The 19158-nt window shown below is 63.0% G+C and carries 17 protein-coding genes and 1 pseudogene; 10 read left to right on the forward strand and 8 right to left on the reverse strand.

The window, feature by feature from the left end:
• Positions 1 to 32 precede the first annotated feature (32 nt).
• The 3 genes and pseudogenes from V1292_RS09690 to V1292_RS09700 all read left to right on the forward strand — a co-directional run bounded on the left by V1292_RS09690 (position 33) and on the right by V1292_RS09700 (position 2093).
• Positions 33 to 840 (forward strand): annotated as a pseudogene (locus V1292_RS09690) (N-acyl homoserine lactonase family protein).
• Between the two features lie 14 nt (positions 841 to 854).
• Positions 855 to 1736, forward strand: coding sequence for an NAD(P)-dependent oxidoreductase (locus tag V1292_RS09695; RefSeq protein ID WP_334372102.1), 882 nt, complete (start codon positions 855 to 857; stop codon positions 1734 to 1736).
• 12 nt (positions 1737 to 1748) lie between these two features.
• Complete coding sequence (locus V1292_RS09700) at positions 1749 to 2093, forward strand: RidA family protein (RefSeq protein WP_334372104.1); 345 nt, start codon at positions 1749 to 1751, stop codon at positions 2091 to 2093.
• A 114-nt stretch (positions 2094 to 2207) separates the two neighbouring features.
• Here V1292_RS09700 and V1292_RS09705 read toward each other — a convergent pair whose 3' ends face one another.
• Positions 2208 to 2735 (reverse strand): MarR family winged helix-turn-helix transcriptional regulator, encoded by a 528-nt coding sequence (locus V1292_RS09705; RefSeq protein ID WP_442895606.1) that lies wholly within the window; start codon positions 2733 to 2735, stop codon positions 2208 to 2210.
• 213 nt (positions 2736 to 2948) lie between these two features.
• On the opposite strand from V1292_RS09705, the gene V1292_RS09710 reads away from it, so the two are divergent.
• From V1292_RS09710 to fahA, 5 genes are all read left to right on the forward strand, one after another.
• Positions 2949 to 4562, forward strand: coding sequence for an FAD-dependent oxidoreductase (locus tag V1292_RS09710; RefSeq protein WP_334372106.1), 1614 nt, complete (start codon positions 2949 to 2951; stop codon positions 4560 to 4562).
• Between the two features lie 9 nt (positions 4563 to 4571).
• Complete coding sequence (locus V1292_RS09715) at positions 4572 to 4802, forward strand: DUF2783 domain-containing protein (RefSeq protein WP_065747788.1); 231 nt, start codon at positions 4572 to 4574, stop codon at positions 4800 to 4802.
• 36 nt (positions 4803 to 4838) lie between these two features.
• Positions 4839 to 5795: an MBL fold metallo-hydrolase gene (locus V1292_RS09720; protein ID WP_065747787.1), complete on the forward strand. Its 957-nt coding sequence runs from the start codon at positions 4839 to 4841 to the stop codon at positions 5793 to 5795.
• A gap of 3 nt (positions 5796 to 5798) precedes the next feature.
• Positions 5799 to 7145: a homogentisate 1,2-dioxygenase gene (hmgA, locus tag V1292_RS09725; RefSeq protein WP_334372107.1), complete on the forward strand. Its 1347-nt coding sequence runs from the start codon at positions 5799 to 5801 to the stop codon at positions 7143 to 7145.
• 199 nt (positions 7146 to 7344) lie between these two features.
• The gene (gene fahA, locus V1292_RS09730; protein ID WP_334372109.1) at positions 7345 to 8616 is read left to right on the forward strand and encodes a fumarylacetoacetase; all 1272 of its coding nucleotides are present in this window, start codon (positions 7345 to 7347) and stop codon (positions 8614 to 8616) included.
• Between the two features lie 98 nt (positions 8617 to 8714).
• Here fahA and V1292_RS09735 read toward each other — a convergent pair whose 3' ends face one another.
• Together V1292_RS09735 and V1292_RS09740 are read right to left on the reverse strand one after the other, a co-directional pair.
• Complete coding sequence (locus tag V1292_RS09735; protein ID WP_334372110.1) at positions 8715 to 9026, reverse strand: DUF1272 domain-containing protein; 312 nt, start codon at positions 9024 to 9026, stop codon at positions 8715 to 8717.
• A gap of 110 nt (positions 9027 to 9136) precedes the next feature.
• Positions 9137 to 9601, reverse strand: a complete 465-nt coding sequence (locus tag V1292_RS09740; protein ID WP_334372111.1) for an Lrp/AsnC family transcriptional regulator — start codon at positions 9599 to 9601, stop codon at positions 9137 to 9139.
• 122 nt (positions 9602 to 9723) lie between these two features.
• Between V1292_RS09740 and hppD the strand changes: the two genes are divergently transcribed.
• The gene (gene hppD / locus V1292_RS09745) at positions 9724 to 10842 is read left to right on the forward strand and encodes a 4-hydroxyphenylpyruvate dioxygenase (RefSeq protein WP_334372113.1); all 1119 of its coding nucleotides are present in this window, start codon (positions 9724 to 9726) and stop codon (positions 10840 to 10842) included.
• A gap of 110 nt (positions 10843 to 10952) precedes the next feature.
• On the opposite strand, the gene V1292_RS09750 is transcribed toward hppD, so the two are convergent.
• From V1292_RS09750 to V1292_RS09765, 4 genes are all read right to left on the reverse strand, one after another.
• Positions 10953 to 12059: a CaiB/BaiF CoA transferase family protein gene (locus tag V1292_RS09750; protein ID WP_334372115.1), complete on the reverse strand. Its 1107-nt coding sequence runs from the start codon at positions 12057 to 12059 to the stop codon at positions 10953 to 10955.
• Between the two features lie 163 nt (positions 12060 to 12222).
• Positions 12223 to 13023 carry an FAD binding domain-containing protein gene (locus V1292_RS09755; RefSeq protein WP_334372116.1) on the reverse strand — a complete coding sequence of 267 codons (801 nt, stop codon included), beginning with the start codon at positions 13021 to 13023 and terminating at the stop codon, positions 12223 to 12225.
• A 14-nt stretch (positions 13024 to 13037) separates the two neighbouring features.
• Complete coding sequence (locus V1292_RS09760; RefSeq protein WP_334372117.1) at positions 13038 to 15377, reverse strand: xanthine dehydrogenase family protein molybdopterin-binding subunit; 2340 nt, start codon at positions 15375 to 15377, stop codon at positions 13038 to 13040.
• 86 nt (positions 15378 to 15463) lie between these two features.
• Positions 15464 to 15949, reverse strand: coding sequence for a (2Fe-2S)-binding protein (locus V1292_RS09765; protein WP_334372119.1), 486 nt, complete (start codon positions 15947 to 15949; stop codon positions 15464 to 15466).
• A gap of 497 nt (positions 15950 to 16446) precedes the next feature.
• Between V1292_RS09765 and V1292_RS09770 the strand changes: the two genes are divergently transcribed.
• Positions 16447 to 18417 carry a methyl-accepting chemotaxis protein gene (locus tag V1292_RS09770; protein WP_334376984.1) on the forward strand — a complete coding sequence of 657 codons (1971 nt, stop codon included), beginning with the start codon at positions 16447 to 16449 and terminating at the stop codon, positions 18415 to 18417.
• 198 nt (positions 18418 to 18615) lie between these two features.
• On the opposite strand, the gene V1292_RS09775 is transcribed toward V1292_RS09770, so the two are convergent.
• Positions 18616 to 18966: a DUF3175 domain-containing protein gene (locus V1292_RS09775; protein WP_051379888.1), complete on the reverse strand. Its 351-nt coding sequence runs from the start codon at positions 18964 to 18966 to the stop codon at positions 18616 to 18618.
• Positions 18967 to 19158: the final 192 nt, after the last annotated feature.

A 19158-nucleotide genomic window follows, 5' to 3' on the forward strand; every position in this document is an offset into this window, starting at 1 on the left:
GCCAAGTTCAGCACAAAAGAAAAGTGACACCGATGGGAAACGCCTACGAGATCTACGCCCTGCGCTATGCGACGATGTCGCCCCGCACCCCCCATTTGAATTTTCTGATCCCCGATCCGCACGAAACCACGGCGCAGGATCTGGATTACTTCGTCTGGCTGATTAGAGGGGGCCGGCCGCGACATCCTGGTCGACACCGGCTTCAACGCCGAGGAGGCGAAGGCGCGTTCGCGCAAACTCACGCTCAATCCGGTTGACGCGCTGGCCGATTTTGGTGTCGCCGCCGATACGATTCGTGACGTGATCGTCACCCATCTGCATTACGACCACGCCGGCAATCTCGACCGATTCCCCAATGCTCGGTTTCATCTGCAGGACCGCGAGATGAGCTACGCGACCGGGCGCTGCATGTGCAACGGCATGCTACGGCATCCGTTTTCGGTCGAGCACGTCACCACGATGGTGCGCCACGTCTATGGCGAGCGCGTCACCTTTCATTCCGGCGACGGCGAGATCGCTCCCGGCGTGACGGTGCATCGCGTCGGCGGCCATTCCGATGGGTTGCAGGTGGTGCGCGTGGAAACCGCGCGCGGACCGGTGGTGCTGGCGTCGGACGCCTCGCATTACTACGCCAATTTGCACAAGCGCAGCCCGTTTCCGATCGTCTACAATGTCGGCGACATGGCGCAGGGCTGGGAAATCGTCGAGCGGCTGGCCGGCCATCCCGACCGTTTCATTCCCGGCCACGATCCGATCGTGAGCGAGATCTATCCGCGCGCCAGCGACAAGGTCGATGCGTTCGCGCTGCACCTGGCGCCATCGCGTTCCTTTGCAAAATAGGCTCAAGAAAAACAATGTTGGAATGCAACACGATCGGCTTCATCGGCCTCGGCGTGATGGGCGAGCCGATCTGCCGCAATCTCGTGAAGAAGACCGGCAAGCGCGTGATCGCGTTCGATCTTGCGGCCGAGCCGCTGGCGCGGCTGCATGCCGAGGGCGCGGAGGCCGCAGGCTCCGTCGCCGACGTCGTCAGGCAAGGCGACTTGCTGTTCCTCTGCCTGCCCAGTGCCAAGCATGTGCGCGCGGTGTTCGAGGGCGACGGCATCTTGAAGAATATCCGCAGCCGCCAGGTCGTCATCGATCTCGGTACGTCGTCAGTCGGCCAAACCCGTGAGTTTGCCAAGCTGCTGCAGGCCAAGGGTGCATCCTGGGCCGACGCGCCGATCGCGCGCACGCGCCAGGCGGCGCAGGACGGCACGCTCAGCGTGATGGTTGGCGCGACGCCCGCGCTTTATGCGGATATCGAGCCACTGATCCGTTGCTTTGCCACTGATGTCACCCATTGCGGCGACGTTGGCGCGGGGCAGGTGACGAAGATTCTCAACAACATGGTGCTGTTCGAAACCGTCAACGCGCTCGCCGAAGCGGTCGCTGTCGCGAAGCATAATGGTGTCGAGCCAAAGCTGTTGCTCGATACGCTATCCAAGGGCTCGGCCGACAGTTTTGCGCTGCGCAATCACGGCATGAAGGCGATCGTGCCGGGCAATTTTCCGGAGCGCGCGTTCTCGACCGAATATGCACTGAAGGATCTTTCCTATGCGCTGGAGCTCGCGGCCGATGTGGGATTGAAAATCCGCGGTGCGGAGCTGGTCGGCACGGTGTTGCAGGAAGCGATTGATGCCGGCTCGGGGGACAATTACTTTCCGGTGATCGCGAAACATATTGGCGGCCGCTAATCGGAGACGATCATGATTCAACGCTTTGCCGGGCTTACACCAACCCGCAGCCGCGCCGTCGCGCACGATGATCTGGTGTTCACGGTGGCTGTCGCGCCCGATCCGGTCACCCCGTCGATGTACGAGCAGAGCGTAAAGGCGCTCGCCCGGATCGACGAAAGCCTCGCATTGTGCGGGACGGACAAGAGCAAGATTCTCTCGGCCATCGTCTACATCGCCGACATCAAGCGGAAGGGCGAGATGAACCGTGCCTGGGATGAATGGGTCGATACCAAAAATCCGCCAATGCGCGCCTGCATCGGCGTCGATCTCGAGCCGCCGCATATCGTGGAGATCGTGGTGACAGCCGTGAAGTGAGCCGCAGCTATCTCCCCGTCATTGCGAGGAGCGCAGCGACGAAGCAATCCATTTCTCCACTTGCGGCGCGATGGATTGCTTCGCTTCGCTCGCAATGACGTGGAGAGGGCGGTTTCAATACGCCTCCTTCGCGTCAGCCTCTTCGCTGGTCTGCACCAGGTCGAGGCTTGCCTCGACCTTCCCCAGCAGTCGCGCGAAATCCTTGCGCTCCTGCGCGGACAGGCAGGAGAGAATCTCCTGTTCCCTGCGCAGCAGCCGCGGGATCAATTCTTCGTAGAGTGCTTCGCCCTTGTGCGTCAGACGCAGGCGGAATTCGCGGCGGTCGTCCTCGTTCTCGACGCGCTCGACGATCTGCCGCTTCATCAGCGAGGTGACCGCGCGACTGATGGTGGATTTGTGGGTGCGGGTGCAGTGGGCGATGTATTGCGCGCTGCAGGCATCGTGGCGGAAGCCGAGCGTCGCCAGCACGCGCCATTCCGGAATATCGAGCCCATAGCGCTCCGCATATTCGGCCGAGAGTGCGGAGCTGACTTCCGCCGCCAGCCGGTTGAGCCGGAACGGCACGAACTTGAACAGGTCCAGCCGTGCGGCCCTTTTCGGCGCGCTCTCTTCCCGCGGACCGGCCGCCATTTCGCCTGACATCGCTTTTGGCAAGAATCGCCTCGATTTGAGTTGACGCCGGCCCCGGCCGGGGGTTTAAGATAGTTGCAGATGCGACTAATTTAGCAGGGTTGCAGGTCGCTAGCTATAGCGTTTTCGAGCGAAGCATGCCCTCGGACGTGATCCGGGGGTGGATACCGGTTCGCGTGAAGAAAACGCGTCGACACAAGATCTCTGGTCACGGGGTTGACCCGCATGGCGCTGACTAAGACCCAATTCGGCTATCGTCGCCACTCCGACCAGGATCGTGCGGGTGCGAACGTGGCCGAGCACGCGATCGTCGTGGTCGGCGCAGGTCCGGTAGGGTTGTCGCTGGCGATCGATCTGGCGCAGCGCGGGCAAGCGGTCGTGCTGCTCGACGACGCTGACCGGATCGGCGAGGGCTCGCGGGCGATCTGCTTCTCCAAGCGCTCGCTCGAATTCTGGGACCGGCTCGGCATCGGCCAGCGCATGGTCGACAAGGGCGTGGTGTGGAGCGTCGGCAAGATCTTTCACGGCGACTCCCAGCTCTATCAGTTCAACCTGCTGCCCGAGGAGGGCCACAAGCGGCCCGCCTTCATCAACCTGCAGCAATTCTACGCCGAGGCCTATCTGGTCGATCGTGTCGAGGAACTCCCCGAGATCGATCTGCGCTGGCGCAACAAGGTGACCGGGCTCGAGCCGCGCAACGACCATGTGGTGTTGACGATCCAGACGCCGGACGGCCCCTATCGGCTGGCGGCGCAATATGTCGTCGGCTGCGACGGCGCCCGATCCTCGCTACGGCAAATGGTGGGAGCGGAGTTTGCGGGTCAGGTGTTCGAAGACCAGTTCCTGATCGCCGACGTCAAGATGACCGCGGCATTTCCGACCGAACGCTGGTTCTGGTTCGATCCGCCGTTCCACGCCGGGCGCTCCGCGCTCCTGCACAAGCAGCCCGATGATATCTGGCGGATCGACCTGCAGCTCAATCGTTTTGCCGATCCAGCGGTAGAAAAGCTGCCGGAGAACGTGCGGCCACGCATCGCCCGCATGCTCGGTCACGACAAGTTCGATTTCGAATGGATCTCGCTCTACAAATTCCAGTGCCGGCGGATGAACAAGTTCGTCCATGGCCGGGTGATCTTTGCCGGCGACGCCGCGCATCAGGTCTCGCCGTTCGGCGCGCGCGGCGCCAATTCCGGGCTCGAGGATGCCGAGAACCTGGCGTGGAAGCTCGATCGCGTGCTGAAGGGCATCTCACCCGAGGCGCTGCTCGAGAGCTATCATATCGAGCGCAGCGCCGCGGCCGACGAGAATATCCGCGAATCCACCCGTTCGACCGATTTCATGGCGCCCAACTCCCACCAGGAGGCGCGGCTGCGCAAGGCGGTGCTATCGCTCGCCAGGGAAACCGAGTTCGGCAAGCGCATGGTGAATGCGGGGCGTCTCTCGACGCCCTCGATCTACGAAACGCCGCTTTCGACCGCCGATAGCGATTCCTGGCGCGGCGGCCCGCGTCCCGGCGCGTCGATGCCGGATGCGCCCGTTGCAGGCCGGAGCGGCGAACCGATGTATCTCACCGATGCTTTCATCGGGGCGGGAACGGGGTTCACGCTGCTGGAGTTTAGCAATGGTGCTGCGCCGGAGCTGCCGGAAGGATTGGGCACTATCCAGGTCGGCGGCCGGGGTGGCCTTGCCGATTCTGCTGGTCTTGCCGCCAGTCGCTACGACGCCGAGCCCGGCACGACCTATCTGTTGCGTCCCGATGGCTACGTCGCGGCGCGCTTTCGGCATCCGACCCGGGCGACACTCGACGCCGCGCTCGCGCGTGCCGCCGGCCACACCTGAGGTTTCGTCATGGCGCTATCGACCAGCTCGAACTTTGCCAAGCCTGATGACGCGTTCCGCGCCATCGTCGAGGCGCATCGTGGACTGAACGACGAGCAAAGCGCCGATCTCGATGCGGCACTGGTTCTCATCCTCGCCAATCACATCGGCGACCTCGATGTGCTGAAGGAGGCGATTGCGCTCGCCGCTCGGCGGATGCTCGATGCGAGCCAGCAGCAACAGCAGCAGCAACAGCAATAGTAATTCGCGTCTCAAACGAAGTCAGGAATCGAATTGATGGCTAAAGGTTTTGCGTCCACCACCGATCTGGCGGAGAAGAAGATCACCTTTTCCGAAATCGGCACCGATCTTTACGCGTTCACCGCCGAGGGAGACCCGAATTCCGCGATCATCGTTGGCGACGACGGCTGCCTGGTGTTCGATGCCCAGGCGACGCCGGCGATGGCCAACAAGGTGATCGAGCGGGTACGCACCGTCACCGACAAGCCGATCAAGTATGTCGTGCTGTCGCATTATCACGCCGTCCGCGTGCTCGGCGCCTCCGCCTACAAGGCGCAGGGCATCGTGGCGTCGGCCGAAACCTACCGGCTGATCGAGGAGCGCGGCCAGCAGGATTGGGATTCCGAATACGGCCGTTTTCCCCGCCTGTTTCAGGATGCGCAGAGCATTCCCGGGCTGACCTGGCCGACGCTGACCTTTGAAGGCGAGATGTCGATTTACTTGGGAAAACGCGAGGTGCGCTTGATGCAGCTCGGCGCCGGGCATACGTCGGGCGATATCGTGGCCTGGGTGCCGGATGCCGAGGTGATGTTCTCCGGCGACCTCATCGAATATCACTCGGCCTGCTATTGCGGCGATGCGCATTTGCGTGAATGGCCGATGACGCTGAATGAAATTCGCGCCTTCAATCCGAAGGCGATCGCGCCGGGCCGTGGCGACGCGCTGAAGGGACTTTCAACCGGGCGCGACGCGATCGCGATGACGCGCGACTTCGTCACGACGCTCTATGGCGCCGCGGAAAGCTCGGTGGCCAGGGGCCGAACGCTGAAAGAGACCTTTGCCGCGACGCGCGAGGTGATGGATCCAAAATTTTCCAGCTTCGCCATTTACGAGCACTGCCTGCCGTTCAACGTCTCGCGCGCGTTCGACGAGGCTTCGGGAATAGATGATCCCGTGATCTGGACCGACAAGCGCGACCAGGAAATGTGGGCCGCCCTGCAAGGAGGAGGATAGACCATGAATATCAATACCTCGCCTGATCAGATCGTTCGCAGCAGCGCACAACTGACGCCGGGCTATATGTCCGGTTTCGGCAACAGCTTTGAGACCGAGGCGCTGCCCGGTGCGCTGCCGATGGGGCGCAATTCGCCGCAGCGCTGCGCTTACGGGCTCTACGCCGAACAGCTCTCCGGCTCGCCCTTCACCGCGCCGCGCGGCAGCAATGAGCGCTCCTGGCTCTATCGCATCCGCCCGTCGGTGAAGCATTCGGGCCGCTTTGCGAAAGTTGATGCCGGACTGTGGCGCACCGCGCCGTGCCACGAATATGACTTGCCGATCGCGCAACTGCGCTGGGATCCGGCCCCGATCCCAAAGGAAGACAAGACTTTCCTGCAGGGCGTGCAGACCATGACGACGGCGGGCGACGCCAATACGCAGGCCGGCATGGCCGCGCACGTCTATCTCATCACCAAGTCAATGGTCGATCAGCATTTCTACAATGCCGATGGCGAGATGATGTTCGTGGCGCAGCAGGGCAATTTGCGCCTCGTCACCGAGTTCGGCCGTATCGATATCGAGCCGGGCGAGATTGCGGTGATCCCGCGCGGCGTGAAATTCCGGGTGGAGATTCCGAATGGACCTGCGCGCGGCTATCTCTGCGAGAATTACGGCGGCGCGTTCACGCTGCCGGAACGCGGGCCGATCGGCGCCAATTGCCTTGCCAATTCGCGCGACTTCCTGACGCCGGTCGCAAGCTATGAGGACAAGGACACGCCGACCGAACTGTATGTGAAATGGGGCGGCTCGCTGTTCAAGACGACGCTGCCGCATTCGCCGATCGACGTGGTGGCGTGGCACGGCAACTACGCGCCGTACAAGTACGACCTGCGCACCTTCTCGCCGGTCGGCGCCATCGGCTTCGACCATCCCGACCCCTCGATCTTCACGGTGCTGACCTCGCCGTCGGAAACGGCCGGCACCGCGAACATCGATTTCGTGATTTTCCCGGAGCGCTGGGCGGTCGCTGAAAACACCTTCCGCCCGCCCTGGTATCACATGAACATCATGAGTGAGTTCATGGGGCTGATCTATGGCGTCTACGACGCCAAGCCGCAGGGCTTTGTTCCGGGCGGCATCAGCTTGCACAACTGCATGCTGCCGCACGGCCCCGACCGCGAGGCCTTCGACCACGCCAGCAATGGCGAGTTGAAGCCGGTAAAGCTGACGGGCACCATGGCCTTCATGTTCGAAACGCGCTTCCCGCAGCGGGTGACGCAGCACGCGGCGACGTCGGCGACCTTGCAGGACGACTACGCCGATTGCTGGAAGGGCCTTGAGAAGCGGTTCGATCCGAACAAGCCGTGACCTTTACCCTCCCCTGGAGGGGGAGGGTCGGCTCGCATGAGCGCAGCGAAATGCGAGACGGGGTGGGGTGATCTCTCCACTCGGGCACCGTCGGACGTGGAGAGACCGTCACCCCACCCCGCCGCTCATTTCATGAGCGTCGACCCTCCCCCTCCAGGGGAGGGTGAAAGAACCAGCCTTAGCGATATTCGGGAAAGCCATGCCCCACCCCAACGATCCCAAACTCCGCTCCTTCATCGACGTCGCGCCCACTTCCCATTTCCCGATCCAGAATCTCCCTTACGGCGTGTTCTCCGCCAAGGACGGGCTCGCCCCGCGGGTCGGCGTCGCGATCGGCGACTACGTGCTCGATCTCTGGCAACTCGCGCAGGACTGCCGCTTCGATCTCGTCGAGCCGGCGGTGTTCGCCGCGCCGCAGCTCAATGGGTTCATGGCGCTGGGGCCAAAGGTCTGGTCGAGCACGCGGGCGCGCATCAGCGAACTCTTACGGCACGACTATCCCGAGCTGCGCGACAACGAAGCCTTGCGCAAGCGTGCGCTGGTGCCGATGGCGGACGTGAAGTTGCACATGCCGTTCGCCGTCTCCGGCTACACCGATTTCTATTCGTCCAAGGAGCACGCCACCAATGTCGGCGTGATGTTCCGCGGCAAGGACAATGCGCTGCAGCCGAACTGGCTGCACATGCCGATCGGCTACAACGGCCGCGCGTCCACGGTTGTCGTCAGCGGCACGCCGGTGCGCCGGCCGCGCGGCCAGTTGAAGCCGCCGACGGCCGACATGCCGAGCTTTGGGCCATGCAAGCGGCTCGATTTCGAGTTGGAGATGGGCGTCGTGGTCGGCCAGCCGTCGCTGATGGGCGAGATGATTAACGAGAAGCAGGCCGAAGAGATGATCTTCGGCTTTGTGATCCTGAACGACTGGAGCGCGCGCGATATTCAGCAGTGGGAATATGTCCCGCTCGGCCCGTTCCAGGCCAAGGTGTTCGCGACCTCGATCAGCCCGTGGGTGGTGACGCGCGAGGCGCTGGAGCCGTTCCGCCTCAACGGCCCCGTGCAGGATCCGAAGCCGCTGCCATACTTGCAGCAGACGCAGCCGAACAATTACGACATGGCGCTGGAGGTGGACTTGCGCGCCGCGCCGATGAACACGCCGAAAAATATCAGCCGCACCAATTTCAAGTACATGTACTGGTCGTCGGTGCAGCAGCTCGTGCACCATGCGTCTTGCGGCTGCGCCATGAATGTCGGCGATCTCTTAGGGTCCGGCACTATCTCCGGCCCGGAAAAGGATCAGCGCGGCAGTCTGCTAGAGATAAGCTGGAACGGCACCGAGCCGGTCGAACTGGCCGAGGGCGTGAAGCGTTCGTTCCTGGAGGATGGCGACTCGCTCGTGCTGCGCGGCTGGTGCCAGGGCAATGGCTACCGCGTTGGGTTCGGCGAGGTCGAGGGGACGATTTTGGCGGCGGGGTAGGGGTTCCGTCATTCCGGGATGGTCCGCAGGACCAGACCCGGAATCTCGAGATTCCGGGTTCGATGCTTCGCATCGCCCCGGAATGACGGTGGAGAACTTCACCGCTCCTGCGGCGGAATATCCCGAAGCTTCGCCGAATGCGCGGCAACGTCCTCGACGCTGTACTTCAAATGCACCCGCTTGTCCGACGGCGGCTGCTTCACGACGCATACGCCCGGCCGTCGCTCGGTCGCGGGCCGGATCGGCCGCCGCTCAAAACCGCCGCCGCAGTTCGGGCAGACATTATGCAGCTTGGTCTCGACGCAATCCGCGCAGAACGTGCATTCGTAGGAACAGATCCGCGCGTCGATCGCATTCGGCGGCAGGTCCTTGTCGCAGTATTCGCAGTTCGGTCGGAGTTGCAGCGCCATGCGTGGTCTCGTGGGGTGATTCTTAAGATCATCGCAAATGGGATCGGGAACGCGAATGACTAATTTCCCTCGATTTGGGCCATGCGGCCCCGGTGCCTCATCGAACCGCTTCACTTCAACGGCAACCTCGCGCTCTCCTTCAGCCGGTCCAGCACGACCGACGAGCGCACATGCGCGACGCTCTGATGCGGCATCAGCACGTTGTTGACGAGATCGGAGAGGTCCTTGAGGTCGCGCAGCACCACTTTCAGCACGTAGTCGGCGTCGCCCGTGAGCGAATAGGCCTCCTGGATGTCGTCGACGCGATTGACCAGGGCGCGGAATTTCTTGGCGTTGTCGGGCGAATGCGTCGCCAGCGTGATGTGGACGAAGGCGATCAGGTTGAAGCCGAGCGCCTCGCCGGCGAGGTCGGCGTGGTAGCCGGCGATCACCTTTTCCTCCTCGAGCCGCATCCGCCGCCGCGAGCATTGCGAGGCGGACAGGCCGACCAGGTCGGCGAGTTGCTGGTTGGTCAGCCGGCCGTCATCCTGTAGCGCGGCCAGCATTTTGAGGTCGAAGGCATCTGTCGATATCATGCGCAGATCACCGATTCTATGCACGGTTCATGCGTCACGGTAGCCCAACGCGGGACTATTTGCATGCACTTTGCGTCCGTTTCGCCCGATATTGATCCAGATCAATTTACGGGAGTTTAGCCATGGGTCCGTTTCCGCATGACGCGCCGGCCGCCACCATCAGCGCCGACAACCCGATGGGCACCGACGGCTTCGAGTTCGTCGAGTATGCGCATCCGAACCCGGAAGAGCTGCACGCGCTGTTCAAGCTGATGGGCTATGCGCCTGTCGCTCGCCACAAGACCAAGAAGATCACGGTCTATCGCCAGGGTGACATCAATTATCTCGTCAACGAGGAGCCAGGCACTCATGGCCATGGCTTCGTCGCCGCGCATGGGCCTTGCGCGCCGTCGATGGCGTTTCGCGTGGTCGACGCCAAGCAGGCCTACGAGCGCGCGCTCTCGCTCGGCGCGGAGCCGGCCGATGTTTCGTCCGCTCAGAAGACGCTCGACGTTCCCGCCATCAAGGGCATCGGTGGCAGCCTGCTCTATTTCGTCGATCGTTACGGCGCCAAGGGATCGGCCTTTGATCTGGAGTTCGAATGGCTTGATACCCGCGATCCTCGGCCCGCCGGCGCCGGGCTCTATTACATCGATCACCTCACCCACAACGTCCATCGCGGCCGCATGGATGTCTGGACCGGCTTCTACGAAAAACTGTTCAACTTCCGCCAGATCCGTTTCTTCGACATCGAGGGCCGGGCGTCAGGCCTGTTCTCGCGTGCGCTGACCAGCCCGGACGGCAAGATCCGGATCCCGATCAACGAGGATGCCGGTGACTCCGGACAGATCGAGGAATATCTCAACATCTATCGCGGCGAGGGCATCCAGCACATCGCCTGTGGCGCGCGGGATATCTACCGTACCGTCGAGACGCTGCGTGAGGCGGGACTACCATTCATGCCGTCGCCGCCGGATACCTATTTCGAGAAGATCGACGCGCGCCTGCCGCGGCACGGTGAGGACGTCGCGCGGCTGCAGCGCGACGGCATTCTCATTGACGGCGAGGGCGTGGTCGATGGTGGCCACACCAAGGTGCTGCTGCAGATATTTTCCGCTAACGCGATCGGGCCGATCTTCTTCGAGTTCATCCAGCGCAAGGGCGATGACGGCTTTGGCGAGGGTAACTTCAAGGCGCTGTTCGAATCGATCGAGGAAGATCAGATTCGGCGAGGTGTGTTGAAAGTGAATGACGCGGCGTAGTTCCTCACGCCGTCATTCCGGGGCGATGCGCAGCATCGAACCCGGAATCTCGACGTCGTAACCTCTGGATTCCGGGTTCGCTCGCTCCGCGAGCGCCCCGGAATGACAGGCTACCGCTTCCACGCGCGCGTCAGCTCCGACAGTTCCGCCTTCTCCGCATCCCGGATCGCCGACGGCGTGCGCGAGAAGCGTGGCGCGGGCGCCGGCTGCGTCACGCCATGACGCTCGACGAAAATGTTTCGCGCCGCCATGTGCGGATGCTTTGGCGCTTCCGCCATGGTCAGGATCGGCGCGAAGCAGATGTCGGTGCCTTCCATGATCCTGCACCAGTCTTCGCGCGTCTTGCTCTTGAACACTTTCGTCAGCTTCTCCTTCAGCGCCGGCCAGGCCTTGCGGTCCATCTGGGCGTCGAAATCGGCGTCGGTGAGGCCGGCATGCTGGCGCAACAGCGCGTAGAACTGCGGTTCGATCGAGCCGATCGAAACGAAATTGCCGCAGGAACATTCATAGACGCCGTAGAAATGCGCGCCGCCGTCGAGAAAATTCTGCTCGCGCCCTTCCACCCAGCGGCCGATCGCGGTCATGTCGAAGAACATCGACATCAGCGATGCTGCGCCGTCGCACATCGCGGCATCCACCACCTGGCCCTTGCCGGACTTCGACGCTTCCAATAGCGCCGCCAGCACGCCGACCACGAGATAGAGTGCGCCGCCGCCGAAATCGCCGACCAGGTTGAGCGGCGGCACCGGCTTTTCCTTCGTGCCGATCGCCGCAAGCGCGCCGGTGACCGAGATGTAATTGATGTCGTGGCCGGCCGCGTGCGCCAGCGGCCCTTCCTGGCCCCAGCCGGTCATCCGGCCGAACACCAGCCGCGGGTTGCGGGCCATCACCACATCGGGTCCGAGGCCCAGCCGCTCCATCACGCCGGGGCGAAAGCCTTCGATCAGCGCGTCGGCATGGCTAAGCAGATCGAGCACCTGCGCGACCGCGGCCTTGTCCTTGAGGTCAAGCTCGACCACCTTCCGGCCGCGCCCCGCCACCGACTTCAAATTCTTCTTCGCGCCGACGCGATCAAGCGTCACGACTTCCGCGCCCATGTCGGCCAGCATCATGCAGGCGAACGGGCCCGGGCCGATGCCGGCGAATTCGACGATGCGGAAGCCTGTGAGCGGGCCGGAGGTGCGGGTGGCGGATTGGGTGGCTGGTTGATCGAGCACGTTGTTTTCTCTCCCAAGGGAAACGTCTTAATTAGTTGATTAGCTAAATTGTCCCGCCGAAGCGAGGCCCTGGCAAGTCTCTTTTGTCGAGAATCGAGCCAAAATACGAAAGCGGCGCGCATCGCTGCGCGCCGCTCGTATCAAGGTCGCGTCCTGGCGCTGATCAGCCCGCCGCAGTCACCGCGCGCTGCGCCATCACCTTAACCAGGTTGGCGCGATAGTCCGAGGTGCCGTGAATGTCGTTCATCAGGCCGTCGGCGGAAACCTTGACGTTATCGAGCGCGGCGGCCGACCAGTTGGCCTTCAGCGCCGCCTCGATCGTCGGCACCCGCATCACGCCGTTTTGCGATGCGCCGGTGGCTGCGACGCGGACGTCGCCCGCCGGGGTTTTTGCGACGAACACGCCGGTCAGCGCGAAGCGCGACGCCGGATGGTTGAACTTCGCGTAGCCCGCTTTGTCCTGAACCGGGAACGATACCGCCGTGATGATTTCGCCATCTTCCAGCGCCGTCGAGAACAGGCCCTTGAAGAAATCATCTGCCGATATCGAACGCTTGTTGGTCTTCACGGTGGCGCCGCACGCCAGCACCGCCGCCGGATAGTCCGCCGCGGGATCGTTGTTGGCGAGCGAGCCGCCGATGGTGCCGCGATGTCGCACGGCGGGGTCGCCGATCAGCGAGGCGAGGTAGGCCAGCGCCGGGATCGCTTTTTGCACCGTTTCGCTCGAGGCCACGTCGTGATGGGTCGTCGCCGCCTTGATCATTATTCCGTCACCGGTTGGCTCGATGCCGATCAGCTCCTTGATCTTGCCGAGATCGATGACGTCGGATGGCGAGGCCAGCCGCTGCTTCATCACAGGAATCAGCGTGTGGCCGCCGGCCAGATATTTCGCGTCCGAGCCCTTGCTGAACAGGCTTGCTGCTTCGTCGACCGAAGAGGGGCGGTGATAGGTTGTCTGATACATGATGCTTCTCCCTCTCAGCCGTGGATCGCATGCCAGACGCGATCGGGCGTCGCCGGCATTTCGAGCTTGTTGTTGTCGATTGCATCCGTGATGGCGTTGATGACGGCAGCCGAAGCGCCGATTGCGCCCGCCTCGCCGCAGCCTTTGACGCCGAGCGGATTGCCCGGACATAGCGTCGTCGTGTGCGACAGCTTGAAGGAGGGCAGGTCATCCGCGCGCGGCATGGTGTAATCCATGAACGACGCGGTCACGAGCTGGCCGGATGAGTCGTACACCACGCCCTCCAGCAGCGCCTGGCCGATGCCCTGGGCAAGGCCGCCATGGACCTGGCCCTCGACGATCATCGGATTGATCAGCCGGCCGAAATCATCCGCAGCCACGAAGTTGACGAAGGTGCTTTTTCCGGTGCCTGCATCGACTTCCATTTCGCAGATATAGGCGCCGGCCGGGAAGGTGAAGTTGGTCGGGTCGTAGAACGCGCCCTCCTTCAGGCCCGGCTCCATGCCGTCGGGCAGGTTGTGCGCGGTGTAGGCGGCGAGCGCGACCATCGGCAGCGCCAGCGACTTGTCGGTGCCGGCGACCTTGAACTCGCCGTTCTCGATGACGATGTCGTTCTCGGAGGCCTCGAGCTGGTGCGCTGCGATCTTCTTCGCTTTAGCCTCGACCTTTTCCATCGCCTTCAGGATTGCGGTGAGGCCGACCGCCGCCGAGCGCGATCCGTAGGTGCCCATGCCGAACTGCACTTTATCAGTATCGCCATGCACGATCTGGACCTGGCTGATGGGCACGCCGAGCCGTTCGGCAATGAGCTGGCAGAACGTCGTCTCGTGGCCCTGGCCGTGGCTGTGCGATCCCGTCAGGATCTCGATGGTGCCGACCGGATTGACGCGCACTTCCGCCGATTCCCATAAGCCGACGCCGGCGCCGAGACTGCCGACCGCCTTTGAAGGCGCAATGCCGCACGCCTCGATGTAGCAGGAGATGCCGATGCCGCGCAGCTTGCCATCGGACTTCGCTTTTGCCTTGCGGGCCGGGAAGCCTGCATAGTCGATCGCCTTCATCGCGGCATCGAGCGAGGCGTGGAAGTCGCCGATGTCATAGGCCATGATCACAGGCGTCTGATGCGGAAATTGCGTGATGAAATTCTTCTTCCGCAACTCGGCCGGATCGACCTTCAACTGCCGCGCCGCCGTCTCCATCAGCCGTTCCACCACAAAACTTGCCTCTGGCCGGCCCGCGCCGCGATAGGCGTCAACCGGTACGGTGTTGGTGTAGACGCTGATCACCTCGGCGAAGATGTTGGGAATGTTGTACTGGCCCGACAGCAGCGTCGCATAGAGATAGGTCGGCACCGAGGAGGAGAACAGCGACATGTAGCCGCCGAGATTGGCGTAGGTCTTGACGCGCAAGCCAGTGACCTTGTTGTCCTTGTCGAACGCCATCTCCGCCTTGGTGAGGTGATCGCGGCCATGCGCGTCGGTCAGGAAGGCTTCTGTGCGGTCGCCGGTCCACTTCACCGGACGACCGACCTTCTTGGAGGCCCACAGCGCCACCATCTCCTCGGGGTAGATGAATATCTTTGAGCCGAAGCCGCCGCCGACGTCGGGCGCCACCACCCGCAGCTTGTGCTCCTGCGCGATATTGTAAAACGCCGACAGCACGAGCCGGGCGACATGCGGATTCTGCGAGGTCGTGTAGAGCGTGAAATGCTCTTCAGGCTCGTTATATTCCGCGATCGCCGCGCGCGGCTCCATCGCGTTCGGCACCAGGCGATTGTTGGTGATGTCGAGCGAGACCACATTGGCTGCCGATTTGAATGCGGCATCAGTCGCGGCTTCGTCGCCGATGGTCCAGTCGTAGATCACGTTGCCCGGCGCTTCCGGGTGCAGTTGCGGTGCGCCCGGCGCGATCGCGGCGCGAATGTCAGGAACGGCCGGCAATTCCTCATAGTTGACGACCACGGCTTCAGCCGCGTCGCGGGCCTGGTTCTTGGTCTCTGCGATCACCACCGCGACCGCCTGGCCGACGAAGCGCACGGTCTCTGGCGCCATTGCCGGCCATGCACCCATCTTCATGCCGGTGCCGTCCTTGGAGGTAATGGCCCAGCCGCAGATCAGATTGCCGATCTTGTCGTCGACGACCTGCTGGCCGGTCAGCACGCCGACCACGCCCGGCATCTCCATCGCCGCCGAGGTGTCGACGCTCTTGATCTTCGCATGTGCATGCGGGCTGCGGATGAAGTGTGCGTGGGTCATGCCCACCAGCTTGATATCGTCGACGTAACGGCCCTTGCCTGTGATGAAACGGCGGTCTTCCTTGCGCACGACGCTTGCGCCAATGCCTTCAACGCCCATGTCCTGTCCTCCCGACCGGAATTGTTGTTTCCGCGATTTCTTTCGAATCGCGGGGTTGAATTTGGAAAAATGCTGGCCCGCGGCGGCTATTCTGCCGCCTGCGCGACCTTCATGCGTCCGGCCGCATCGAGCACCGCCTTGACGATGTTGTGGTAGCCGGTGCAGCGGCAGATATTGCCTTCCAGCTCATGCCGGACGGTCGCCTCGTCGAGATTGCCGCTATGGCGGTGCACAATATCGATCGCCGACATGATCATGCCCGGGGTGCAGTAACCGCACTGCAGGCCGTGATTGTCACGGAACGCAGCCTGCATCGGGTGCAGTTCGCCGCCCTTGGCGATGCCCTCGATCGTGGTCACGTTGGAGCCGGCGGCCTGGCCGGCCAGTACGGTGCAGGATTTCACCGCCCGGCCGTCGATATGGACGACGCAGGCGCCGCACTGGCTGGTGTCGCAGCCGACATGCGTGCCGGTCAGGTTCAAATGGTCGCGAAGGAGATGGACGAGAAGGGTCCGGTCTTCGACCTCGGCCGAGACGGCCTTGCCGTTTACCGTCAGCTTGACTGTAGACACGCGTGGTACCTCCCGATGTTTTATAATTATTCCAATTAGAAACAGCGGCGAAGGAACTTGCAACTAGGATTTTGGTCGGCGCTGTCATTGTGATGACATTGGCGAGAAGCGTGCGCGTGCCGAAGACTCTCGACGCGAATTTTTCTTACCCTCCCCTGGAGGGGGAGGGTCGGTTCGCATGGAGCGAAGCGAAATGCGAAACGGGGTGGGGTGATCTCTCCACTCGGGCACTGTTGGATGTGGAGAGACCGTCACCCCACCCCGCCGCTCATTTCATGAGCGGCGACCCTCCCCCTCCAGGGGAGGGTAAGACAACCCCTGCAAGTTTTGCCCAGATTTACCCGCCCTTATCCATTCTGCCTTAACTTTGCGCACCGGATCGGGGGCTGGGCCGCCGATGCCTGTTTTTCAGAACGAAAACGGGGTGTGACGTGCGACTTTTGAAGCGTGGCGGCTCGTCTTTCAAGCTCCCGACCCTGCGGTTCCGCGCCAAGATCATGCTCGGCTTTGCCGTCGTGCTGGCGATTTCGGCCGCCAGCATGGGGTTTGCCTATCTCGGCTTCGAGCGGGTTTCCGCTGGCGTGGATTCCTACCGGCGCAGCGTGCTGGAGGCCGACCTGTCGCGCGACATCGACCGCGAGCTGATCTCCTACCGCTCGCTCGCCCGCTATTTCGTGGCGACCGGAAAGGAAGAGGACGGCAAGGCGGCGCTGGCAGCCGAAGCCGGCCTGAAGGACGCAATCATTGCCTCGATGAAGGGGACCACCAATCCGACGCGGCTCGAGCAGGTCGCGAAACTGGAGCGGGAGTTCCGCGCCTTCACCAAGATTTTCGCCGACATCGTCAAGGTCAAGGACGAGAGCGCGCGCATCACGCAGAACCAGCTCACCCGCACCGGCAACTCGCTGCGCTACAAGCTGGACGATCTCCCGAGCAATGCCGACGATGACGAAATGCCGGTCATCACGCTCGGCGCGAAGAAGGTGACCGAGCAGTTTCAGGCGGTCACTGCGCTTGCCAATACGTTCGTGGTCAATTCCGACAAGACGGTCGCTGCCAGCGCAATGGCGCGCCTGAAATTCGTCGAGAACGCGCTCAAGGCGATTTCGTCGAACAACGAAAAGGTCCGCGAGGGGATCAAGGAAATCTCCGCCATGCTGGAGGAGTACCAGAAGTCGCTCGCCAAGCTGGTCGACAATTCCAAGGAGATCGACGAGCTGACGCTGGAAATGACGGAATCGGCCGCCGCTATCAACAAGGGCTCGGGCGCCATGAAGTCGGACCTCTTGGCCGATCAGAAGCGGCTCGAAGCCGAGTCGGACGCGACCATCGGCGAGACCGAGCGGCTGATCCTGATCCTTGCCGCCGGCGGCTTTCTGCTCGGCTGTGTCTGGGCCTTCTTCCTCGGCAAGGGTATTTCCCGTCCGATGATTGCGATGTGCAACGCGATGCGCGAACTCGCCGCCGGCAATTTCGAAGTCGTGCTGCCCGGCCTCGGCCGCAAGGACGAACTGGGCGAAATGGCAAGTGCGGTCGAGGAGTTCAAGGTGCAGGCGATCGCCCGCGCCGAGCGCGACGCCGCCACCCAGGAAGCGCAGAACAAGGCGGCGAGTGCCGCGCGCCGCGCCGAACTCATTCGCTTCGCCGACGAGTTCGAAGCCGCGGTCGGCGCCATCGTTTCCAACGTGTCGTCCTCGGCCGTGCAGCTCGAATCCGCCGCCGGCAAACTGACGCGGACGGCGGAAACCACCCAGAGCCTCTCGAGCCAGGTCGCCGACGCTTCGGAAGAAGCCTCCGCCAACATGCAGTCGGTGGCGTCCGCGACCGAGGAATTGTCGACTTCCGTCGACGAGATCGGCCGGCACGTCAAGGAATCCAGCCAGATTGCAGAGGCCGCGGTCCGTCAGGCCGAGCAGACCGACGGGCGGATCGGCAAGCTGTCGCGAGCCGCGCAGGAGATCGGCGACGTGGTCAAGCTGATCACGGCGATTGCCGAGCAGACCAACCTTTTGGCGCTGAACGCCACCATCGAGGCCGCCCGCGCGGGCGATGCCGGCCGCGGCTTTGCCGTGGTTGCATCCGAGGTCAAATCGCTCGCCAGCCAGACGGCGAAGGCGACCGACGAGATTTCCAATCACATCTCGGGCATGCAGGGCGCGACGCAGGAATCGGTCGCCGCGATCAAGGAGATCGGCGGCACCATCGGCAGGATCTCCGACATCGCCGCGACGATCGCGAGCGCCGTCGAGCAGCAGAGCGCGGCAACGCAGGAAATTGCGCGCAGCGTCCAGAACGTCGCGGAAGGCACGCAGGAGGCTGCTACCAACGTCATGCACGTCAATCGCGGCGCCACCGAAACCGGATCGGCGTCCGAGGAAGTGCTGAATTCGGCCCGCACGCTATCCAGCGAAAGCACGCGCCTTCGCGAAGAGCTCGACCGCTTCATGGCGAATATCCGGGCGGCGTGAACGAGGATCGTGGTCTATCGTTTCGCCACGGTGCATCCCATCCAATGCTGTCGTCGCCCGGCCTTGTGCGCCATTGCGCACTGGGACCAGGCGATCCAGTATTCCAGAGAAGGCTGTACTTAGCCGAGAAGCCGCGGGGTACTGGGCGGGGTATGACGATCGGAGTGATTTGGCTCGCACGTGCCAGCACGAAGTCTCTCACTCCCTCCCGAACTGGTGCTTCAGCTCCACCTTCGCGCGCTCCAGCCGCGCGCGCTGCGTCTTCGGCAAGGTCTTGCCGGCGCGGTTGATGTAGAAGGTCAGCATCGAGAGCGCCGAGCGATAGGCGCCTGACTTGCGGCGCGTACTGTGCTCGGCGGAGCGCTTGAGCGATGCCGCGATCTTCTTCGCGCTGGTCTGCTTGAAGACGCCGCGCTTCAGATCGAGCGCGTCGCTTTCCTGTGTTACGCGTTGCGACCACCGTTTCGGCGATGATTTCTTCGCCGTTGTCGTGCGGCTGCTCTTCCGGGCTGCGGTCTTCCGTGGTGTGGTTTTTCGCCGTTCGGCCATGTTCGACCTCCATTGCTGTTTTGCCGAAAACGGTCGCCCGATTGTTCGGTTCCCTGCGCGCTCTGATTGGAGAGGGCGGGAAGTTTCAGGCAAAGCTCGAACATTTCAATGTCGCGAGATCGCGAACGCATATTCCGCTGTCGTCGCCCGCCGCCGGGTCGCGCGAATGCGCGCCCGATGACAGGCTCCGGC

Origin of the sequence: Bradyrhizobium sp. AZCC 1719, assembly GCF_036924525.1 — a bacterium.
In the GTDB taxonomy this organism is placed as follows: domain Bacteria; phylum Pseudomonadota; class Alphaproteobacteria; order Rhizobiales; family Xanthobacteraceae; genus Bradyrhizobium.

Coding starts and splice junctions, on each gene's coding strand:
- hppD (WP_334372113.1), top strand. CDS start 9,724: ATGGGTCCGTTTCCGCATGACGCGCCGGCCGCCACCATCAGCGCCGAC.
- hmgA (WP_334372107.1), top strand. CDS start 5,799: ATGAATATCAATACCTCGCCTGATCAGATCGTTCGCAGCAGCGCACAA.
- V1292_RS09720 (WP_065747787.1), top strand. CDS start 4,839: ATGGCTAAAGGTTTTGCGTCCACCACCGATCTGGCGGAGAAGAAGATC.
- V1292_RS09740 (WP_334372111.1), bottom strand. CDS start 9,601: ATGATATCGACAGATGCCTTCGACCTCAAAATGCTGGCCGCGCTACAG.
- V1292_RS09710 (WP_334372106.1), top strand. CDS start 2,949: ATGGCGCTGACTAAGACCCAATTCGGCTATCGTCGCCACTCCGACCAG.
- V1292_RS09695 (WP_334372102.1), top strand. CDS start 855: ATGTTGGAATGCAACACGATCGGCTTCATCGGCCTCGGCGTGATGGGC.
- V1292_RS09760 (WP_334372117.1), bottom strand. CDS start 15,377: ATGGGCGTTGAAGGCATTGGCGCAAGCGTCGTGCGCAAGGAAGACCGC.
- V1292_RS09770 (WP_334376984.1), top strand. CDS start 16,447: ATGCTCGGCTTTGCCGTCGTGCTGGCGATTTCGGCCGCCAGCATGGGG.
- V1292_RS09700 (WP_334372104.1), top strand. CDS start 1,749: ATGATTCAACGCTTTGCCGGGCTTACACCAACCCGCAGCCGCGCCGTC.
- V1292_RS09705 (WP_442895606.1), bottom strand. CDS start 2,735: ATGTCAGGCGAAATGGCGGCCGGTCCGCGGGAAGAGAGCGCGCCGAAA.
- fahA (WP_334372109.1), top strand. CDS start 7,345: ATGCCCCACCCCAACGATCCCAAACTCCGCTCCTTCATCGACGTCGCG.
- V1292_RS09735 (WP_334372110.1), bottom strand. CDS start 9,026: ATGGCGCTGCAACTCCGACCGAACTGCGAATACTGCGACAAGGACCTG.
- V1292_RS09715 (WP_065747788.1), top strand. CDS start 4,572: ATGGCGCTATCGACCAGCTCGAACTTTGCCAAGCCTGATGACGCGTTC.
- V1292_RS09775 (WP_051379888.1), bottom strand. CDS start 18,966: ATGGCCGAACGGCGAAAAACCACACCACGGAAGACCGCAGCCCGGAAG.
- V1292_RS09755 (WP_334372116.1), bottom strand. CDS start 13,023: ATGTATCAGACAACCTATCACCGCCCCTCTTCGGTCGACGAAGCAGCA.